Origin of the sequence: Rhizobium chutanense (assembly GCF_002531935.1) — a bacterium.
GTDB classification, from domain to species: domain Bacteria; phylum Pseudomonadota; class Alphaproteobacteria; order Rhizobiales; family Rhizobiaceae; genus Rhizobium; species Rhizobium chutanense.
The window spans coordinates 80325-100072 of record NZ_NWSV01000010.1 but is presented as its reverse complement, the minus strand read 5'-3'; the positions used below and the strand labels follow the sequence as shown (position 1 = coordinate 100072).

Genomic DNA, 19748 nt, shown 5'->3' with positions numbered 1-19748 from the left:
CAGGAAAAGCAGTGGCGCGTCGTCTCTCATCCGCCGAAAACGGCCCGGACCCAAATGGTCTATTTTAACGGGCAAGGTCACGACGCTTCCACCGCGTCTTCGAGACGAATATCGGGTTGGATCTTCGCGCCACCGATCGAGACGGAACCACCCCAACGCACTCCGTTGCGCGGGGTGGACGCGATTCGGTCGAGATCGCGCTTACGCCGTAAGATAGGCCGAGATGACAGCCGCCATCTGATCCGAACTCAGATACGCCATCTGCGACTTCATCAGAGCATCCAGTTGCTCGCTCGAAAGGCTGGCGATGTCTTGCGTAGACAGTCCCGCTATGCCGTTCGAGCTGAACGCGGCGATATCCTTGGTCGAGAAGGTCGCGACCTCCTGGGTCGTCAACGCAGCAACTTGCGCCGACGTCAGCCCACTCACCTGCGCCGGTGTCAGGGCTTCGGCTTGTTCTGTCGTCAACGACGTAATGACGCTCGTGGTCAATCCCGCGATCGCTTTCGAACTCAGAGCCGCGACGTCATCCGTCGTGAAGACGGCGATGTCGTCAGCATCCAGCGCGGCAACCTGCAGCGCGTTCAAGGCGGTGATCTGCGAAGTGGACAGAGCAACGATCTGATCGGTGCTCATTGCCGCTATCTGGTTGTAGGTCAGCGAGGCGACCTGAGTGGTCTTCAGGATCGCGACCTGGTCGGTGGTCAGGGCTGCGACAACGGCGGTCGACAAGCCTTGGATCGAGTCTGAACTAATGGCCAGAAGCTCGGTTGTGGACAGGGTTTCCAGATCCGCCGTGGTCAATCCCGCAACTCCGGAGGAACTCAAGGCAGCGATCTGGGTCGTTGAAAGCGCTTCGAACTGCTCGATGCTCAGAGCTCCGATCTGAGCACTGCTCAGGCCGGCGATGCTGCCCGTTGCCAAGGCGGCGATTTGGGTCGTCGACAGCGACCCGAAAAAGTCCGTGGACAGGCCCTGTATGGAACTGGAACCGATGGCTGCGATATCGGCGGCAGAGAAAGTTGCCAGGTCGAGCGTGCTTAGGCCGGCGATGCCTGCCGAACTCAACGCGGCGATCTGCGTGCTCGACAGCGCTGCGACCTGTTCCACGCTCAGGGCAGCAACCTGTGCGCTGCTCAAGCCGGCGATGCCGGCAGTGCTCAAGGCCGCAATCTTTGCTGTCGACAGGACCGTCAGATCGTCGGTGCTCAACGTCGCCACTTGCTTGGAGCCGAGGGCCCCGATCTGCGCGGCCGTGAGAGCCTCGACCTGGTCGGTGCTGAGCGCGGCAACCTGCGCCGTTGTCAATCCTGCAATACCGCTTGTTCCCAAGGCCGCGATCTGGGCCGTCGTCAGCGCTGCGATGATAGCGGTCGACAGGCCCGATATGCCGGTGGCACTGATTGCCGCAATATCGGCCGTCGATAGGGCTTCGAGAGCAGCGGTTCCAAGAGCCGCAATCTGGGCCGAACTGAAAGCTCCGACTTGGGTAGGCGTCAATACCGCAGCCTGATCGGTGCCAAGCGCTCCGAGTTGATCGGTGGTCAAACCTGATATGCCGGCCGTGCTCAGCGCCGCAATCTGCGCTGTCGACAGGGCTGCAATCACTGAAGTGGACAAGCCCGTTATGGGAAGCGAGCCAATTGCCGCGATATCGGCAGTCGAGAAGGTTGCAAGATCATCGGTCCCGAGGGCTGCGATTTGTTTGGACGTAAGGGTACCGACCTGAACGGATGTGAGGGCCTGGGCCTGGTCGGCGCTGAGCGCGGCTATCTGATCGGTGGTCAGGCCGGCAATACCAGCGGTGCTGAGTGCAGCAATCTGAGCGGTCGAAAGAGCTGTTATACCACTCGTCCCGATTATCGCAGTCTGCTTGGAACTGAGGGCTCCGATCTGAGCGGTGGTCAAAACTTCCAACTGGTCGGAATGCAATGCGGATATCTGTGCAGTGGTCAGGCCAGCGATGCCGGCCGTACTCAATGAGGCGATCTGATTTGTCGAAAGCGCTGCGATCGTGGCCGTCGACAAACCCGATATCGCGCTTGTGATTGCCGCGATATCCGCGGTCGAGAAAGTTTCCAGATCATCGGTTTCGAAAGCCGCTATCTGGGTCGAACTCAACGTCCCGACCTGGGCTGAGGTCAGAGATCCTGCCTGGTCGGCGCTCAGTGTGGCGATCTGCGCAGTCGTCAGACCGGAAATACCACCGGTATTAAGGGCTGCAATCTGCGCGGTCGACAGGGTCGCGATGTCGGCGGTACTCAGAGCCGAGACCTGCTTGGAGCCGAGAACGCCGATCTGGCCTGTCGTCAACGCTGCCACCAGCGTGGTTCCCAGGGCGGCAATCTGCGCGGTGGTCAAGCTGGCAATGCTGGCCGTGCTGATCGCCGCAACCTGCTCCGTCGAGAAGGCGGCGACCGTGGTCGTCGACAAACCGGAGATGGCGCTTGAACTGATTGCGGCGATATCTGCGGTCGAAAAGGCTTCCAGATTGGCGGCATTGAAGGCCGCAATCTGCGTCGAATTCAAAGAGGCGACCTGAACGGATGTCAGGGCCTCGGCCTGGCTGGTACCCAAGGCCGCGATCTGAACAGTGGTTAGACCCGCAATACCGACGCTGCCAAGCGCCGCAATCTGCTCGGTCGTCAGGGCCGAAATATCGGCGGTCGTCAGGGCGGCGACTTGCGTGGAGCCAAGAACCTTGATCTGCCCCGTCGTCAGGGCTTGCACCTGCGCAGTCGTCAGACCGGAAATTTGCGCAGTGGTGAGACCGGTCATCCCGGATGTGCTGATCGCGGCGATCTGTGACGTCGACATCGCGGCCACATCGTCGGTGCCGAGCGCTTTAACCTGCGTGGAACTCAGTGCTGCAAGCTGCTTGGTAAGCAGGGCCTCGACCTGACCGGTGTCCAAGGCAGCGATCTGCCTGGTGGACAGGCCGGAGATGGCAAGCGTGCTGAGCGCGGCAATCTGGGCACTCGTCAATGCCGCAATTGCCTCGGTTGGCAGACCTGAAATAGCGCTGGAGCCGATGGCCGCGATGTCCTGGGTCGAGAAGGCCGCCATATCGGCAGTCGGCACCGCTGAAAGTTGAGTTGAACTAAGGACTGCGACCTGGACGGTCGTCAATGCCTCGGCTTGATCGGTGCTCAAGGCCGCGATCTGCTTGGTGGTCAGGCCGGTAATACCTGAAGCGCTAAGAGCTGCGATCTGAGCAGTCGACAGGGCTGATACAACGGCCGTGGACAGGCCGGATATGGCACTGGACCCGATTGCCGCGATGCTCCTGGTTGACAAAGCCGCTATATCGGCCGTCGTCAGCACCGAAAGCTGAGCCGAGCTGAGGGATGCGACCTGCGTTGTTGTCAGAGCCTGAAGCTGGCCGGTACTCAGTGAACCGATCTGCTGAGTGGTCAGCCCCGCAACGCCCAATGTGCTGAGGGCTGCGACCTGTGTCGTCGACAAGGCTGCAATAGCGTCCGTTGACAGGCCGGAAATGGCGGTCGAGCCGATTGCCGCGATGTCCTTGGTCGAGAAGGTGGCGATATCGGCCGCGCTCAGGCTGTGAATTTGCTTGGAATTCAGCGCTGCCACCTGAACTGATGTCAGAGCTTCGGCCTGGCCGGTGCTCAAGGCCGCAATCTGAGTTGTGGTCAATCCGGCAATGCCAATGCTGCCCAGGGCCGCAATCTGCGCGGTCGAAAGCGTTGCGACAGCCGCCGGGCTCAAGACGGAGACCTGTGCCGAGCTCAACACCGCCATCTGCTTGGTCGTCAGGGCGTTTATCTGGCTGCTGTTCAAAGCGACAAGCTGATTGCTCGTTATGCCTAGGATGCCAGCCGGACTGATGGCAGCGATCTGAGCCGTCGACAAGGCGGCAATAGCAGCGCTGGACAAGCCGGAAATGGCGCTCGAACCGATTGCAGCGATATCCGCGGTCGAGAATGCGGCGATGTCCTCCGCGGTCAGCACGCCAAGCTGCGCGGAGCTCAATGCCGTGACCTGGTTTGTCGCCAGTGCGGCGACTTGCGCACTGTCCAAGGCTTGGACTTGATCCGTGCTCAAGCCGGAAATCCCCGCCGTGCTGAGTGCGGCGATCTGCCCTGTGGCAAGCGACGCGATGGTTGCCGTGCTTAGGGCTGCTACCTGGGCCGAACTCAGTGCCGCAATACGCGTCGTAGCGAAGGCCGCAAGCTGCGCTGTGCCGAGTGCGGCAACCTGATCGGTCGACAAGGCTGCAATGCCGTTTGTGCTCAGGGCCGCGATCTGAGCGGTCGAGAGCGTAGCAATGACCGACGTGCTGAGACCCGAAACCGCTTTGTTCGAAATCGCAGCTATGTCGGCGGTCGAGAAGGTGGCGATGTCTTCCGTGCCGAACGCAGCAAGTTGGGTCGAATTGAGGACCTTCACCTGCGCCGCGGTGAGTGCTTCGGCCTGCGCCGTGCCCAATGCGTCGATCTGGTTCGTCGTCAGGCCGGCAATGCCGGATGTGCTAAGGGCGGCAATTTGTGCCGTGGAGAGCGACGCGACGACATCGGCATCCATTGCGGCAATTTGCGATGAGCTTAAGACCGCAATCTGGTTCGCAAGCAGGGCATCGACCTGACCCGTGCTCAAGGCTTCAATCTGCCCGGTGCTCAGTCCGGCAACACCTGCCGCGCTCAAGGCGGCAATCTGGCTGGCCGATAGAGCTTCAAGCGCGGCCGCGGATAATCCCGGCATCGCGGCTGAGCTGATCGCCGCGATATCGGCTGAGGACATCGCGGCGATATCATCCGTTCCCAAAGCGGAGAGCTGAGCCGATTTCAGGGCCGCGATCTGGCTTGTCGTCAATGCCGCGATCTGCGTTGTGTTGAGTGCATTGACCTGATCGGCCGTCAAACCGGTTATCCCAGATGTGCTGATGGCGGCAACCTGGGCGGTCGACAGGGAATCAATGACGCCGACATCAAATGCGGCAATCTGCGTTGAGCTGAGCGCCGTCATCCACGCCGCGGGCACGGCGGCGATCTGCGTTGTGCTCAACGCGGTGATCTGGCTCGATGTCAATCCGGCGATTCCGGCGGCGCTCAACGCGGTGATCTGGTTCGTCGAAAGGGCTGCGATGACGCTCGTGCCCAAACCCGCTACGGCTTTGCTTGAGATCGCGGCGATTTCGGCGGTTGCAAAGGTTGCGATATCGTCGGTTCCAAGCGCGGAGAGCTGGGTAGAACTCAACTTGCCAATCTGGGTAGCCGTCAATGCCTGGGTCTGAACGGTGCTGAGTGCCGAAATCTGATCGGCGGTCAGCCCCCCGACGCCGGCCGTGCTGAGCGCGGCGATCTGTTCTGCGGAGAAGGATGCGATCACGCCTGTATCGAGAACTGCGACCTGGTTCGATGTCAGAAGCGCAATTTGCGTGGTGTTCAAGGCCGCGACCTGATCGGCTCTCAAGGTGGCGATCTGACTGGTGGTCAGGGCAGCAATGACACTCGTATTCAGGGCAGCAAGCTGGCTGGTCGAAAGAGACGCGATGACGTCTGTGCTCAAACCTCTTATGGCAGTGCTGGTAACTGCCGCCATATCGGCAGTTGAGAAAGCCGAAATATCGTTCGCCGTCAGGGCTGACATTTGAGTTGAGCTCAAGGCCGCGATCTGGCCGGTCGTCAAATTTGCCAGCTGAGCGGTGCTCAGAGTTGAAATCTGATCGGTCGTCAGGCTGGTAACCGCACTCGTCGCCAGTGCGGCAACCTGAGCAGTGGAAAGCGATGCAATGACGCCGGTCGTCAAGCCGTTGATCGCTTTAGTGGAAATCGCCGCCATTTCGTCGGCCGTAAAGGTCGCCAGGTCCTCTGAACTCAGGACAGCGAGTTGCGTCGAACCCAGCGCTTTGATCTGGGTCGACGATAGCGCCGCGATCTGTGCCGTGCTTGCGGCCGCGATTTGACCGGTGGTCAGGCTTGCAACCGCGCTTGTGGTGAGTGCAGCGATCTGCGCGCTTGAAAGGGCCGAAACCTCATCCGTACTCATGGCCGCGATCTGCACGGCTTTCAAAGCGCTGACCTGGGTGGCCGTCAAGGCTGCAATCTGTGCCGTGCTCAGGTTAGCGATCTGATTTGTCGTCAGGCTGGCAACGGCGCCTGAACTGAGAACGGCAACCTGCACGGTTGAAAGTGCTGCAACCTGGCTCGTCGTCAGGCTGGCAGCGGCGCTCGCGTTCAGGGCGGCGACTTGATCACTTGAAAGAGACGCGATGACGCCGGTCGTCAATCCTGGTATGGCACTGCTGACGATCGCTGCCATTTCGGCGGTAGAGAACGTGGCGATGTCATCCGTGGACAGTACGGAAAGCTGGGTCGAACTCAGCACAGCAACCTGCGCGCCGGTGAGAGCTTCGGCCTGCTGCGTGCTCAGCGCGACGATCTGGCCGGTCGTCAGCCCTTTGACGCCCTTCGTGCTGAGGGCGGCCATCTGCGCGGTCGAAAGCGTCGCGACGGCATCCGTGCTGAGCGCCGCAACCTGTTGGGAGCTCAGCACGGCGATCTGCGCCGTCGTCAAAGCGGCCGTCTTCGCCGTGTTCAAGACGGCAACCTGATCAGTGCTGAGACCCGCAATTCCACGCACGCTCAAAGCAGCGACCTGAGCCGTCGAGAGAGCAGCGATCGCAGCCGTGCTCAGGCCCGATATCGCCACGCTGCCGATCGCCGCAATATCGTCGGTCGAGAGGCTGGCGATCTTGTCCGTTCCCAACGCGGAAATCTGCGTCGAGCTCAAAGCGGCGACCTGTGCTGTCGTCAGCGCGGCAAGCTGCGTCGTCGTCAATGTGCCGATCTGCCCCGTGGCAAGACCTGAGAGGCCGCCAAGGCTGAGGGCCGCGATTTGCGCGGTTGAAAGTGCCCCGATGTCGCCCGTGCTCAAGGCCGCTGTTTGCGTCGCCTTCAGTGCGGCGATCTGGCTTGTCGTCAAAGCAGAGGTCTGCGTTGTGCTCAAGACGGCGATCTGGCCTGTCGTCAAGCCGGTGACCGCAGCCTTGCTGACGGCCGCGATCTGCGCGGTCGCCAGCAAGGCGATGTTGTTCGTGCCCATGGCCGCAATCTGCGTCGCCTTGAGGGCCTCGATTTGCGCCGTCGTCAGGGCGCCGGTCTGTGTTGTGCTCAACGCCCCTATCTGCGCGGTCGTCAGGCCGGTGACTGCCGCCGCGCTGAGGGCCGCAACCTGGTCCGTCGAAAGAGAGGAAAGAACTGCCGTCGACAGGCCTGCAACGGCAGAAACGGTGATCGCCGCCATATCCTCGGTGGAAAATGTAGCAAGGTCGTCCGCGCCCAGAATGGAAAGCTGAGCCGAAGTCAATGCTTTCACTTGGCTGGAGCTGAGTGCCTCAGCCTGCGCAGTGCTCAAGGAAGCGACTTGCGCCGTCGTTAGGCCGGCGGTGGCGCTCGTGCCCAAGGCGGCAATCTGCCCGGTTGAAAGCGCCGTGATCCCGCTCGTGCCCAAACCAGCGATTTGGGTGGCTTTGAGTGCCGCGATCTGCGCCGTCGTAAGGGCGCCGATTTGTGCCGTTGTCATGGCCGCAATCTGACTGGTCGTCAGATTGGAGACGGCGCCTGTGCTGAGGCCCGCGACCTGACCGGTCGAAAGAGCCGCAACCGCGGCTGTCGACAAGCCTGTTATCGCTTTGCTGACAATCGCCGCCATATCGGCGGTCGAAAACGTCGCCACATCCGCGGAGCTCAAGGCTGCAATCTGCAACGAACTGAGAGCACCGACCTGTGATGAGGTCAGAGCCTCCGCTTGCTCCGTCGTCAGCGCGCTGATCTGCTTGGTCGTGATTGCAGCGATCTGCAGCGAGGTTAAACTTTCGATGGCGGAGGTCGTCAGGACGGCCAACTGATCGAGAGTGAGGCCGGATACGGCACTTTGCGAAATTGCGCTTAACTGCTGAGAGCTGAGGACCTCTACGTCTTCGGTATCCAAGGCGGCGATTTGAGCCGACGAGAGGACACTGATCTGCTTCGTGGAAAGAGTTGCCACGTCTTCCGTCGTCCAGGCAGCGACAGCCGCCGTCGAAAGCGACCTTATCTGAGTGAGACTGTAGGAAGAAACTATCGAGGTCATAGGGCAGGACTCTTTCAGCAGTCAAATATGAACAGGATCGGAATGTCGCAGCCTGGCAAAGCGCGCTTTACCGAATCGCAGGAAATGAATGTCTCCAAAATTCTCAGCCAGCCTAGACTGGCTGGCTTGCGTGAAACTGTGATTTTTCACGCTGGAGTCCTGGTCCCGAACCAACCGCTGCAACTGCAGAGCGGCAGTACGGGCAATCGATCGGCCTTCTCGCCGGTGCGGATTGAGCGGACGTGGACGCAATGTCCACACGAATGATTCAATGAGAGATGGGAAGGGAATTTGGATGCAGGCCGACAAGGGCTGCGAGGCTTAAGACTTCGTCGAAGGGCGGAAGGTGAAGATGGCCTTCACCTTCGACCTTACCGCTTACAACATCATCCGCCTTTTCAAATTGACAGGATCGATCGTCGGAATGTGTGTTGAGGAACCCAAAACCCTGATGACCGGCCAAATCGCCGTGATCGGCGCAGATCCGCCGGCAATCCGGCTAAAAATCAAATCCACCGCCGGACTGCGCCACGACGCAAAACCATTTTCAGCAGTCGGCTGAAGCGCGTCGCATCGAATGTGATTCACGCGAGGCGCTTCAGCTCTTTGTTTCATACCTGTCGTTATCCCCGACCGCTGCGCGCTTCCGGGTGACCAGCGTTGCCTTCAGGCGGCGCGGCGAACCGGCGCGCTGGCCAGCATGCGTCCCGAAGGGACGATCATGCCGGCCGCGCCGTCAAGCCAGCCTTCCGTGAGCTCGAGCGCGAGAAAGCGCGAGCGTTCGAACGGGCCAGGCATGACAAGATGGCGAGCCTTCTCGGCAAAAAAGCCGAAACGCTCGTAATAGGCGGCATCGCCGACCAGCAGGACGGCGCCATGTCCGCGCTTCTTCGCTTCGAGAATCGCCGCGCGCATCAGCGCCGAACCGATGCCTTTGCCGCCGCAATGCGGCGCAACGGCGAGCGGCCCGAGCAGCAGGGCATTGATCGGCGTGCCTTCGTCGTTGACGCCGGCCTCGATGTTCCAGAGGCGCACCGAGCCGATGATATGGCCGTCGCGATCGCGTGCGACCAGCGCAAGGCCCTCGGCCGGAACGCGGTTGCGGCGGATCTTCTCCGACGACTTCTTGCGGCGATCCGGACCCATGACGCGGTCGAGCAGGTTTTCGCGGGCAACGACATCCGAAGGATTTTCGGCGTCGATGGTGAAGGTGGTGGGCGCAAAGAATGCGCGGACAGAATCAAGAACAGCGGCCATCTTGGCCTCCCGTACCCAATACCGTTATCAGCGGCGATGAAGGAAATTGTGAAGTTGCCGCCCCGGCTGGTTACGGGGCCGGCGGAAACGACCTTAGATGACGTAGGCCTTCAGCGGCTCGAAGCCGTTGAAAGCAACCGCCGAATAGGTCGTCGTATAGGCTCCGGTGCCTTCGATCAGGACCTCGTCGCCGATCGAAAGAGAGATCGGCAGCGGATAGAGGTTCTTCTCGTAGAGCACGTCGGCCGAATCGCAGGTCGGGCCGGCGATGACGCAGGGCTCCATCTCGTCGCCGTCGTGCTCCGTGCGGATCGGATAGCGGATGGCTTCATCCATCGTCTCGGCGAGACCGCCGAACTTGCCGATGTCGAGGAAGACCCAGCGGGCATCGTCATTGTCCGACTTCTTCGAAATCAGAACCACCTCAGCCTTGATGACGCCGGCATTGCCGACCATGCCGCGGCCCGGCTCGATGATCGTCTGCGGGATCTGGTTGCCGAAATGCGTGCGCAGCGCCTGGTAGATCGACTTACCGTAAGCTTCTGCCGACGGAACGTCGCGCAGGTACTTGGTCGGGAAGCCGCCGCCCATATTGACCATCTGCAGGTGGATGCCCTGCTTGGCAAGCGAGACGAAGACGCGCTTGGCATCGGCGAGCGCCGAATCCCAGGCATCGACCTTGGTCATCTGCGAACCGACATGGAACGAGACGCCGTAGGACTGCAGGCCGAGCTGATGGGCGTAGACGAGAACGTCGACGGCCATCTGCGGGACGCAGCCGAACTTGCGCGACAGCGGCCATTCGGCGCCTTCGCCATCGGTCAACACGCGGCAGAAGACACGGGCGCCGGGAGCGGCACGCGAGATCTTTTCGACTTCCTCGTGGCTGTCGACCGCAAAGAGGCTGACGCCGAGCGCATGCGCGCGGGCGACGTCACGTTCCTTCTTGATCGTGTTGCCAAAAGAGATGCGGGCGGCGGTCGCGCCGGCTTCGAGCGCCATTTCGATTTCGGCAACGGATGCGCAATCGAAATTGGAGCCGAGGCCTGCAAGCAGCTTCAGCACTTCGGGGGCCGGATTGGCCTTGACGGCGTAGTAGATGGCGCTGTCCGGCATGGCGTGACGGAAGGCGTGGAAATTGTCGCGAACGACATCGAGGTCAACCACGAGGCAGGGACCGTCGGGACGTCGGGTTGCGAGAAAGTCGCGGATGCGCTGGGTGGTCATATCAGTTCCCTCTTCCAGTTCCAGAGCTCCGGCATGAACCGGAGGACAAAGGGCATACGAGAACTCGCATTGGAACCAGCCGGTGGAGACCCCGGAACCATAGCAAGCGCTCGATGCGCGGTTAGTGAACCAACGCCGCGGACGCGGTGTTAAGTTCGGCTTTGTCTGCCATGGATTGGAGGGAGAATCCCAACCGCACTTCCGGCAATGATGGTGTGCCTCTTCAGTAACCCCCGCTGATGGAAAGCAGGGAGAGAACAAAAAGGCCCGCACCGTCGTTGCTTCAGGCGTCCTCGCATTTTCCGGTTGGCCGGAATAGCGACTGGAGGGGTTAATTCCAGGTACCTTACCGATTTCCTCACCAATTCGAGGGTTCGGCGGACACCCATGGGCACGTGCGACTTTGGGCTGACAGGGAGATAAGAATATTCGCCTTCACAATCAAGCATTTTTTTGATCGCGAGACTAAAAAAATAATTGAACAAAACAGGCCGATTTGTTCAATATTCACAAACAGCTTCGGGAAAAGTCATGGACACTTTGACACGCATACGTGCCTTCATCGATGTCGTCGAGGCCGAGGGCTTTTCTGCCGCGGCCCGGCGCACCGGCCGGTCGAAGGCGCTGCTCTCCAAATATGTGCGCGAGTTGGAGGATGAGCTCGGCGCCCTGCTGCTCAACCGCACCACCCGGCAGTTCTCGATGACCGAGGCCGGCCATACCTATTACCGCAGCGCCTCCGATATTCTCAAAGAAATCGACAACCTTGCCGACCTCGTACGCGAGAACAACGCGCAGTTGAAGGGACGGCTGCGCATTTCCGTGCCCCGCACCTTCGTCGATGCGGATGTCGGCCAGTCGCTGATCGATTTCGCCCGGGAGAACCCGGACCTTTCCCTGGAAATCGCCGCCGACGACCGCTTCGTCGATCTGATCGAGGAAGGCTTCGACGTGGCGATCCGCGTCACCAAGCTCGAGGATTCCGGCATGATCGCCCGCAAGATCTCGGATTTCCGCGTTCATCTCTGCGCCACTCCGGAATTTCTCGAACGCCATCCCGATCTTGAGCACCCCAGCGACATTTCCAATGTCCCCTTCGTCGTCGATACCAATGCACGCACGCAGGCGAGCATCCGCTTTCACAATCCCGACAACACCTCGTTCGCTGTCGCCGTCAGTGGACCGATGGAGGTGAATAGCCCGCATGCGACATTGCGCGCAGCGCTCGCAGGCATCGGCATCGCCCTGATCCCGGATTTCATTGCCCGCAAGCCGATCGAAAGCGGTGCACTGGTGACGCTGTTCAACGACTACCTCCCGACCGACCGCGGCATTTATGCCGTCTATCCGCATCGGCGCTATCTGCCGGCCAAAGTAAGGATCTTCGTCGACTACCTGCACAACTGGTTCAAGAAACATCCCTGATAGTCCCCTTGTGCAGAGATGCGACATCCCGCCTCACGCCGGCCGCGACGAAACCCGGTCCCAATTCCGTCCCAATTTCTGGCAAGAAGTCAGGGTCACCGAACAGGGCAGCGGGATAAATGAGATATTCGACGATACTGATGGCCGCGCTTCTTTCGCTGGCGCCGGCCGCCGCCTTTGCCCATCCGCACATCTTCGTGGAGGCGCGTCTCGAGGTCGTGGCCGACAAGGACGGCAACGTCGAGGAATTGCGCAATGTCTGGCGCTTCGACGAGGTCTTCTCCTCCTCGGTCGTCATGGATTTCGACAAGAACACCGATCTGAAGCTGGAGCCGAACGAGCTCGCGGAAGTCGGGAAAACCGTGAAGCAGTCGCTTGCCGAATACGATTATTACATGAACTTGACGATCAACGGGAAGAACATCACCGTCCAGAAGCCTGACATCATCCACGTCGACTACAAGGACGGCCAGCTGCTGATGTTTTTCGCGGTCAAGCCGGCGGAGAAGATGCCGCTGAAAGGCAGGCTCACTTTCGGCGTCTACGACCCGTCGCTCTATACGTCGATCGATTTCCCGACTGACAACGAATTGGCGACGGTCGGCGACGGCTTCAAGGCCTGCAAACATCAGGTGGTGCGGCCGGATGCGGACGAAGTGATCTCGCAGAACAAGCAGTCGCTGACGGACGCCTTCTTCAATGATCCCACCGGCACCAACATGTCGAAACTCTTCGCCACCCGGCTGGAGGTCACATGCTGACGAAACGCCTGCCGTTCATCCTTGCCGCTTCGGTCTTGGCGCTTCTGGCGGCCGCAAGCCTTGCCCATGCGCAATCGCCACTCGGTATCGGCACGGCGGAACCGAGCTTCCAGCCGACCGGCGGGCCGCTCGCACCGCTCTTGCTCTATGTGAACTATGAGCAGCAGGCTTTCTACCGGGCGCTGACAGGCGCCTTGAAGGCGATGCGCCAGGACCCGTGGCAGCTGGCATCGCTGATCGGCCTCTCCTTCGCCTACGGCGTCTTCCATGCCGCAGGCCCCGGCCACGGCAAGGCGGTCATCTCCTCCTATATGATCGCCAACGAGATCGAGCTGAAGCGCGGTGTGGTGATTTCCTTCATCTCGGCCTTCGTCCAGGGCGTGGTGGCGGTGGTGCTGGTCGGCGGCGCCTGGCTGGTGCTGCGCGGCACCGGCATCACGCTGACGGCTGCGACCCATGCGATGGAGATCGCAAGCTTCGTCATGGTCATGCTCTTCGGCGGCTGGCTGCTGTTTCGCAAACTGCGCTCGTTGGTGGGCAACATGCCGCGCCGCCGGATGATGGCCACATCTGCCGGTCCGGTCAGCATGATGCTTGAGTGGAAGGACAATGCCGCCGAACGCCAGACCTATGCCTTCAACGGCAAGGCACAGGCTGTCGACGCCGGCCATACCTTCGTTCCCGGCATGGCCTGCGAAACCTGCGGCAATGCCCATGTGCCGGATCCGGCCATGCTTTCCGGCGACAGATTCAGCGCCCGCGAGGCCTGGTCGGCGATCGTTGCTGTCGGCCTGCGCCCCTGCTCCGGCGCGCTTCTGGTCATGACCTTCTCGCTGCTGAACGGGCTCTATCTCGGCGGCGTGCTTTCGGTCGCCGCCATGTCGCTCGGCACGGCGATTACCGTTTCTCTGCTGGCCACTCTTGCGGTCACCGCCAAGGGTGCGGCCGTCCGCCTCTCCGGGCGCGGCTCGACCGCCTCGGTCTGGATCGGCAACGCCATCGAAATCCTCGGCGCTTTGCTCGTCATCCTGATGGGTGCCCTGCTGCTCGGGGCCTCGCTGCAGGGATAACTTATTTCCCTCTGCTGCGCTGATAACGCGCCCGCAGCCAGAAAACCGCGAAGAACGCCATGATCAGGCAGACGCCGACGACGATCGCCAGCGTCGGCGAGAAATTGCCGATCCACAGAACGATGGTCGGCAGAAAATAAAGGACGAGGCCGGCGCCGAGCAGGATGATGGCGGCGGCAGTGGCTTGCGAGCGGCTCTCGGGGCTCATGCGAGCCTTTCCTTTTCGAGATCGGCGCGGATATCCTGGAGGCGGCGGATCTGGTTGCCGGCGGCGTCGAAATTCTCCGGCAAAAGCCAGGCTTCGAAGGCCTCGTTGATCAGCGGCCATTCGGCATCGATCATCGAGAACCAGGCGGTATCGCGGTTGCGGTGCTTGGAAATCATGTGCTGGCGGAAGACGCCTTCGAAGCTGAAGCCGTAACGGGCGGCCGTCGTCTTGCTCGCCTCGTTCTTATTGTCGCATTTCCATTCGTAACGGCGGTAGCCGAGATCCTCGAAGACGTGCTTGGCCATCAGGTAATGCGCCTCGGTGGAAAGCGGCGAGCGTTTCATCTCGGGCCCGTGCGCCACCCCGCCGATCTCGACGACGCCGTTTGCCGGGTCGGCACGCATGTAGTTCGCCATGCCGACAATCTTGCCGGTGGCATGGTCGCGGAAGATGTGGGTGAGCCAGCCGGACTTGGTGTAGACGGTTTCCAGCCAATTGGCGAAATCCTCGATACCGGAAAAATCGTCCTGCGCGAAATAGAGAAGCAGCGGGTTGATGCCCATGCCGCCAAGTCCGTCCCACAGCGCTTCGAGATGCTCGGCGCGCCGATAGGGTTCGACGGTGACGAAACGGCCCTTCAGCGTGACCGGCTTCGGCGCCGGGCAGCCTTTGAAATTTGCAAGATCGCGCATGTTCACTCCCCTTGTCCAGGAATGGAGTGGATAGGCCAGCCGCCCGACAAAGGCAACCGGCCTGGAGCCTTTCCGGGTTAGCTTGAAGCATTCTGCCGGAGCAGGTTTTCGTCAGGGCAGAGGCGATTGGCGAAGGGCATACCCCTTGGTACGTCCGAGCCGATCGCCTTTGATCCTGGCGGAAAGATGCCCGGCCCTAGCTGGTTTGCAAGCAAACCACCGGGGTTGGCTGAAACGGGCCGCCTGATCGACCGGCCAGCTTGGCCGTAGAGCCGGGCTACGACGCGCACCGGCCGGTCGACCATCCGACTCCGTTTGAGCCAACAGAATGCTTCAATCTAACCCGGAAAGGCTCCAGATGTCACTGTGACAAGGTAACCTTGGCGGAGGATACCGTCGCCTCGATATGGTCGACCAGCTGGTCGGCAAGGCCGAGCCTGCCGGCAAGCAGATCGAGATAACCGCGCTCGGCGCGCGAATCCGGCTCGATGGTCAGCCGCGAGGCAGTGTAGAGCTCGACGCGCTGTTCTTCCGTCGTCGCGGCAGCGACGAGGGCGTCGATGTCGGTCGGCGAAGCGAGCTCGCGCTCGATGAAGGCTGCAGCCTCGCCGCTGACATCGGCCGCCTTGATCTTGTCCATGATGAGGGCGCGTTCGGCATCGTCGATATGGCCATCGGCCTTGGCGGCTGCGATCATCGCGCTGATCAGCACCAGCACGAATTCATTGCTGCCGGCGGGAGAAGCCGGCCCGAAACCGGATTCGGCAGGCGGCGGCAGGAGAACCGGATTGTTGGCCGAGGGTGCATCCGAAGGCGCAGCGGGCGCTTGCCCCGCCTGGTAATTCTTGTAGGCCTGGTAGCCGAGGCCGGCAATGGCGGCGAGACCGCCGATCGCCAGTGCATTGCCGGCAATACCCCGGCCTGTCTTGGTGCCGAGAAGCGCGGCTGCGATCGCACCTGTCGCCAGCGGGTTGTTTTTTGCCGTCTGAACGGCCTCGCCCGCCCTGTCGCGGACCGAACCGCCGAGACCCGGCACCTGCGAACCCAAGAACTGGTCGAGAAGCTTCTTTGCGTCGAACATTCCTCGTCATCTCCCTGTTTGAAGCTGGAGAGGTACATAGGTTTGCGACAGGTGAAATACAAATAGGGGGCTCGCCGAGAAGCGAGCCCCCTACTTTTGAGAAATACGAACTCAGGCCTTCAGCGCGGCGGCCTCTGCCGCAAGCCGGGTAATGCCAGCCCAGTCGCCGGCTGCGACCAGTTCCTTCGGCGCCACCCAGGAGCCGCCGACGCAGATGACGTTCGGCAGCGAGAGATAATCATTGGCGTTCTTCAGCGAAATGCCGCCGGTCGGGCAAAACAGCGTACCGGCGAGCGGCGAAGACAGCGCCTTCAGCAAGGCCGCGCCACCGGCCTGTTCCGCCGGGAAGAATTTCAGCACCTGATAGCCCTCTTCGCGCAACGCCATGACTTCGCTGGCAGTCGCAGCGCCGGGGAGCAGCGGCACGTCGGAGTCGGCGGCGGCATCGAGCAGTTCCTGTGTCGTGCCCGGGCTGACGATGAACTTCGAGCCGGCCTCGACGGCGGCTTCCCAATGGGCGGCATTCAGGATCGTGCCGGCGCCGACTTCGGCGCCCTCGACCTCGGCGGCCACCGCCCGCACGGCATCGAGTGCCGCCGGCGTGCGCATGGTGATCTCGATCGCCTTCAGGCCGCCCGCGACGAGCGCGCGGGCCAGCGATACCGCCGACTTCGCATCGTCGACGATCAGGACCGGAACGACAGGCTGGAGTTTCAGGATGGAAAGGAGCTTTTCTGTTTTCTCGCCCATGGTCGTGCGACTTCCTTGAAACGATTGAATTCGGATCCCGAATAACGCCCCCGCCGACCCTTGTCGAGATAAAACCAGACCCTATGACAAGATGGGTATGAAATGCGTGGAAATTGGTCTACCGTGCGGTAATCGTCACAAAAGGTTCACCGATATGGCGAAAGAGATCGAGCGGAAGTTTCTTGTACGCAGCGATGGATGGCGCTCCGCCGTCGAGACGAAGTCTGTCTTGCGGCAGGGTTACATCGCCTCGATGGACGATCGCTCCGCCCGCGTGCGCATCCTCGACGACAGGAAAGCGAAGCTGACGATCAAGATCGGCCGCAGCGCGATCACTCGCGATGAATTCGAATACGACATCCCGATCGCCGATGCCAAGGAGCTGTTGCAGAACGCGATCGGTATCGTCATCGAGAAGACGCGCTACCGTGTTCCGCATGAAGGCTTCGTCTGGGAGGTCGACGTCTTTGCCGGCGAGCATCGTGGACTTGTTATCGCCGAAGTGGAGATGACGGCGGAAACGGACAACCCGCCCCTGCCCGCATGGCTCGGCCGTGAAGTGACCGGCGATTTCCGCTATTCCAACCAGGCCCTTGCCACAGAATACGGGCACGACAGGCATGGCCTATCGCATTCGGCCTGATGCCGGCTTCACCAAAGAGTTCCGCAACGTCGCCACCGAACAGTTGAACCGCGCCATCGCGATTCTTGAAGAGCGGCCGGACGGCGCGCATGAGGCGATCCACTCCTTCCGCAAAAACCTGAAACGATTGCGTTCGCTTTACCGCCTCGTGGCCCGCGAGGTACCGGATTTCCAGGCCCAGGAAAACGCCAGACTGCGCGATGCCGCCCAGTCGCTGTCGGCGATCCGCGATGCGGCCGCCCTCATCGGCACCGCGCAATATCTGCAGCAGCCGGCCCGTGGGCCGGAGGAGAGCGAAGCGCTCGGCCGCATCGTCACCATCCTCGAAGGACGCCGTGACTGGATGGCGGATGCCGAAAGCGACCTGGAACAGCGGCTGACGGAAACCTCCGACGTTCTGCAGCAGGCGATCGCCGCCCTGGACACGGTCTCCTTTGACGGCGGCCACCGTAAGAATGCCCGCATGCTGAGCAAGAGCTGGCGCCGCACCGCGCGGAAGGCGAAGGCAGCACTTGCGGCCTGCCACGGCGAGGCATCGGCTGACGACTTCCACAATCTGCGCAAGCGAACCTACGACTACCGGCTCTATCACGGCCTTTTACACGATGCCTGGCCTAGCGCGATGAAGGCCAAGAGCGACGCGGCCAAAGAACTCGTCGAGGATCTCGGCCACATCCACGATCTCGCCGTGCTCTCCGAACTGGTCGAAGCCGAGCCGCAGCTCTTCACCCGCAACGACGATCTGGCTCACCTGCTCGACGCCATCATCTTCCGCCAGCAGGAAGACCGGCGGCAAGCGCTTGTCAAAGCCGAAACCGTCTTCACCGATGATCCCGACGAGGAAGCTGAGCGCATCGAGCTTCTCTGGCTGACCGCCGGACGTTGAGGGACGTAAAATCGGGCCGCTTGTGCGCTGTCGGGTTTGCCACTGCGCCGGCACCAATGAAATTTTCATAACCCCCATTGACCTCAAGTAATCTTGAGGTCCTACCCTCCGGCGGTCGAACAAAAAGAGACCGGACCCCGCGAGGAAGAAATGACCGCCGAAAATGCCGCCATGCCAAAGCTGCTCGGGCTTTACGAGACGCACCTGACTGTTGCCGATCTCAAGACCTCCGCGGATTTTTATCGCGATGTCGTCGGGCTTGAACCGGCGGCTTCATTCGAGGAGCGCAAGGTCGCTTTCCTTTGGGTGGACGACAGGAAGACCGGCATGCTCGGCCTTTGGGAAACCGGAACCGGGCCGCTGAAGATGCGGCTGCACATCGCCTTCCGTATGACCGCCGACGGTGTGCTGCAGGCCCCCGCCATTCTCAAGGCGAAGGGCGTGCAGCCTCTCGGCTTTACCGGTGAGCCGGCGGCGGAGCCGGTGGTTCTCGGTTGGATGCCGGCGCTATCGATCTATTTCAAGGACCCAGATGGGCATTCGATCGAGGTCATCAGCATTCTCGACGATATCCCCGACCGGAGCTTCGGCATACGGCCGTTTTCCGAATGGCAGGCGCGAGCGTAGTCGGCCATGCGGCGAAGGCAATTGCGCGGCCCGCCGATTTTCTGTATTTCCGGGCGCATGACCGACAGCCTCACACACACCAGCCCGTTCCTCGTGGCGGCACTCTACCATTTCGTTTCCGTGCCGCGCTTTGCCAGCCTGCAAGCCGCGCTGCAGACGCTTTGCGAAGAGAACGGCGTCAAGGGAACGTTGCTCCTGGCGCATGAGGGCATCAACGGCACGATCGCCGGACCGGATGCCGGCATTGGCGCCGTACTCTCCTTCCTGCGCACCCAGCCGGAATTTTCCAGCCTGGAGCACAAGGAAAGCCGCGCCTCGAAAATGCCCTTCCTGCGCATGAAGGTGAAGCTGAAAAAGGAAATCGTCACCATGGGCGTCGAGGATATCGACCCCAACAAGGTGGTCGGCACCTATGTGGCGGCCAAGGACTGGAACACGCTGATATCAGATCCCGATACGATCGTCATCGATACCCGCAACGATTACGAGACGGCGATCGGCACCTTCCGCGGCGCGCTCGACCCGAAGACGAAGACGTTCCGGGAATTTCCCGATTGGGTGCGCCAGAATACCGGCCTGCACAACAAGCCGAAGATCGCCATGTACTGCACCGGCGGCATACGCTGCGAGAAGGCCACCGCCTTCATGAAGGCTGAGGGTTTCGACGAGGTTTATCATCTGAAAGGCGGCATCCTGAAATATCTGGAGGACGTGCCGCAGGAGGAAAGCCTCTGGGACGGCGCCTGCTTCGTCTTCGACGAGCGGGTATCGGTCGAGCACGGCCTGAAGGAAGGCGAACACAAGCTGTGCCATGCCTGCCGCAACCCGATCACATCAGAGGAAGTCACCTCACCGCTCTATGAAGAAGGCGTTTCCTGCAGCCACTGCTATCCCAAGCGCACGGAGGAAGACCGGCTGCGTTACCGTCAGCGGCAGCACCAGATCGCTCTAGCGAAAAAACGCGGCCAGCGGCATATCGGCAGCTGAGCCGGGATTGCGGGAATCAGCCCTGATGTCTGAGGGTCAC

Annotated in this window: 16 protein-coding genes; 8 read left to right on the top strand and 8 right to left on the bottom strand. The window is 61.2% G+C overall.

Features of this window, described 5'->3' with window-relative positions; all coding sequences use genetic code 11:
* Positions 1-201: 201 nt before the first annotated feature.
* Positions 202-8094 (bottom strand): beta strand repeat-containing protein, encoded by a 7893-nt coding sequence (locus CO666_RS17465; RefSeq protein WP_097613363.1) that lies wholly within the window; start codon positions 8092-8094, stop codon positions 202-204.
* A 352-nt stretch (positions 8095-8446) separates the two neighbouring features.
* Here CO666_RS17465 and CO666_RS17460 point away from each other — a divergent pair, with 352 nt between their 5' ends.
* Positions 8447-8656: a hypothetical protein gene (locus CO666_RS17460; RefSeq protein ID WP_097613361.1), complete on the top strand. Its 210-nt coding sequence runs from the start codon at positions 8447-8449 to the stop codon at positions 8654-8656.
* Between the two features lie 104 nt (positions 8657-8760).
* On the opposite strand, the gene CO666_RS17455 is transcribed toward CO666_RS17460, so the two are convergent.
* A complete protein-coding gene (locus CO666_RS17455; protein WP_097613359.1) occupies positions 8761-9351 on the bottom strand; it encodes a GNAT family N-acetyltransferase in 591 nt (196 codons plus the stop codon).
* Between the two features lie 93 nt (positions 9352-9444).
* A complete protein-coding gene (odc2, locus tag CO666_RS17450) occupies positions 9445-10578 on the bottom strand; it encodes an ornithine/lysine decarboxylase (RefSeq protein ID WP_038691369.1) in 1134 nt (377 codons plus the stop codon).
* A gap of 531 nt (positions 10579-11109) precedes the next feature.
* Here odc2 and CO666_RS17445 point away from each other — a divergent pair.
* The 3 genes from CO666_RS17445 to CO666_RS17435 all read left to right on the top strand — a co-directional run bounded on the left by CO666_RS17445 (position 11110) and on the right by CO666_RS17435 (position 13834).
* Positions 11110-12003, top strand: coding sequence for a LysR family transcriptional regulator (locus tag CO666_RS17445; protein WP_097613357.1), 894 nt, complete (start codon positions 11110-11112; stop codon positions 12001-12003).
* A gap of 119 nt (positions 12004-12122) precedes the next feature.
* Positions 12123-12764: a DUF1007 family protein gene (locus tag CO666_RS17440; protein ID WP_097613355.1), complete on the top strand. Its 642-nt coding sequence runs from the start codon at positions 12123-12125 to the stop codon at positions 12762-12764.
* Positions 12758-13834 carry a nickel/cobalt transporter gene (locus tag CO666_RS17435; protein ID WP_097613353.1) on the top strand — a complete coding sequence of 359 codons (1077 nt, stop codon included), beginning with the start codon at positions 12758-12760 and terminating at the stop codon, positions 13832-13834. Before CO666_RS17440 ends, CO666_RS17435 begins: the two co-directional genes overlap by 7 nt.
* A 1-nt stretch (position 13835) precedes the next feature.
* On the opposite strand, the gene CO666_RS17430 is transcribed toward CO666_RS17435, so the two are convergent.
* The 5 genes from CO666_RS17430 to CO666_RS17405 form a co-directional block, all read right to left on the bottom strand.
* Positions 13836-14042, bottom strand: coding sequence for a hypothetical protein (locus CO666_RS17430; protein WP_097613352.1), 207 nt, complete (start codon positions 14040-14042; stop codon positions 13836-13838).
* Positions 14039-14734 (bottom strand): GNAT family N-acetyltransferase, encoded by a 696-nt coding sequence (locus tag CO666_RS17425; RefSeq protein WP_097613470.1) that lies wholly within the window; start codon positions 14732-14734, stop codon positions 14039-14041. The genes CO666_RS17430 and CO666_RS17425 overlap by 4 nt, the downstream gene beginning before the upstream one ends.
* A gap of 77 nt (positions 14735-14811) precedes the next feature.
* On the bottom strand, positions 14812-15039 hold the full coding sequence (locus tag CO666_RS35035; RefSeq protein WP_097613351.1) for a hypothetical protein: 228 nt from the start codon (positions 15037-15039) through the stop codon (positions 14812-14814).
* Positions 15040-15095: 56 nt separating this feature from the next.
* Positions 15096-15815: a tellurite resistance TerB family protein gene (locus CO666_RS17410; RefSeq protein ID WP_097613349.1), complete on the bottom strand. Its 720-nt coding sequence runs from the start codon at positions 15813-15815 to the stop codon at positions 15096-15098.
* A gap of 111 nt (positions 15816-15926) precedes the next feature.
* Positions 15927-16565, bottom strand: a complete 639-nt coding sequence (locus CO666_RS17405; protein ID WP_010069625.1) for a 2-dehydro-3-deoxy-phosphogluconate aldolase — start codon at positions 16563-16565, stop codon at positions 15927-15929.
* 154 nt (positions 16566-16719) lie between these two features.
* Between CO666_RS17405 and CO666_RS17400 the strand changes: the two genes are divergently transcribed.
* The 4 genes from CO666_RS17400 to trhO all read left to right on the top strand — a co-directional run bounded on the left by CO666_RS17400 (position 16720) and on the right by trhO (position 19708).
* Positions 16720-17208, top strand: coding sequence for a CYTH domain-containing protein (locus CO666_RS17400; RefSeq protein ID WP_097613347.1), 489 nt, complete (start codon positions 16720-16722; stop codon positions 17206-17208).
* Positions 17186-18094, top strand: coding sequence for a CHAD domain-containing protein (locus CO666_RS17395; protein ID WP_097613346.1), 909 nt, complete (start codon positions 17186-17188; stop codon positions 18092-18094). Before CO666_RS17400 ends, CO666_RS17395 begins: the two co-directional genes overlap by 23 nt.
* A gap of 150 nt (positions 18095-18244) precedes the next feature.
* Complete coding sequence (locus tag CO666_RS17390; protein ID WP_097613344.1) at positions 18245-18721, top strand: VOC family protein; 477 nt, start codon at positions 18245-18247, stop codon at positions 18719-18721.
* A gap of 57 nt (positions 18722-18778) precedes the next feature.
* A complete protein-coding gene (gene trhO, locus CO666_RS17385; RefSeq protein WP_097613468.1) occupies positions 18779-19708 on the top strand; it encodes an oxygen-dependent tRNA uridine(34) hydroxylase TrhO in 930 nt (309 codons plus the stop codon).
* The last annotated feature ends 40 nt before the right edge of the window (positions 19709-19748 follow it).

Excerpts from the sequence above, each read along its gene's own strand:
- CO666_RS17410 (WP_097613349.1), bottom strand. The coding sequence starts at position 15,815 with ATGTTCGACGCAAAGAAGCTTCTCGACCAGTTCTTGGGTTCGCAGGTG.
- CO666_RS17460 (WP_097613361.1), top strand. The coding sequence starts at position 8,447 with ATGGCCTTCACCTTCGACCTTACCGCTTACAACATCATCCGCCTTTTC.
- CO666_RS17445 (WP_097613357.1), top strand. The coding sequence starts at position 11,110 with ATGGACACTTTGACACGCATACGTGCCTTCATCGATGTCGTCGAGGCC.
- CO666_RS17395 (WP_097613346.1), top strand. The coding sequence starts at position 17,186 with ATGGCCTATCGCATTCGGCCTGATGCCGGCTTCACCAAAGAGTTCCGC.
- CO666_RS17440 (WP_097613355.1), top strand. The coding sequence starts at position 12,123 with ATGAGATATTCGACGATACTGATGGCCGCGCTTCTTTCGCTGGCGCCG.
- CO666_RS17390 (WP_097613344.1), top strand. The coding sequence starts at position 18,245 with ATGACCGCCGAAAATGCCGCCATGCCAAAGCTGCTCGGGCTTTACGAG.
- trhO (WP_097613468.1), top strand. The coding sequence starts at position 18,779 with ATGACCGACAGCCTCACACACACCAGCCCGTTCCTCGTGGCGGCACTC.
- CO666_RS17400 (WP_097613347.1), top strand. The coding sequence starts at position 16,720 with ATGGCGAAAGAGATCGAGCGGAAGTTTCTTGTACGCAGCGATGGATGG.
- CO666_RS17430 (WP_097613352.1), bottom strand. The coding sequence starts at position 14,042 with ATGAGCCCCGAGAGCCGCTCGCAAGCCACTGCCGCCGCCATCATCCTG.
- CO666_RS17405 (WP_010069625.1), bottom strand. The coding sequence starts at position 16,565 with ATGGGCGAGAAAACAGAAAAGCTCCTTTCCATCCTGAAACTCCAGCCT.
- CO666_RS17465 (WP_097613363.1), bottom strand. The coding sequence starts at position 8,094 with ATGACCTCGATAGTTTCTTCCTACAGTCTCACTCAGATAAGGTCGCTT.
- CO666_RS17455 (WP_097613359.1), bottom strand. The coding sequence starts at position 9,351 with ATGGCCGCTGTTCTTGATTCTGTCCGCGCATTCTTTGCGCCCACCACC.
- CO666_RS17425 (WP_097613470.1), bottom strand. The coding sequence starts at position 14,734 with ATGCGCGATCTTGCAAATTTCAAAGGCTGCCCGGCGCCGAAGCCGGTC.
- CO666_RS17435 (WP_097613353.1), top strand. The coding sequence starts at position 12,758 with ATGCTGACGAAACGCCTGCCGTTCATCCTTGCCGCTTCGGTCTTGGCG.
- CO666_RS35035 (WP_097613351.1), bottom strand. The coding sequence starts at position 15,039 with ATGGTCGACCGGCCGGTGCGCGTCGTAGCCCGGCTCTACGGCCAAGCT.
- odc2 (WP_038691369.1), bottom strand. The coding sequence starts at position 10,578 with ATGACCACCCAGCGCATCCGCGACTTTCTCGCAACCCGACGTCCCGAC.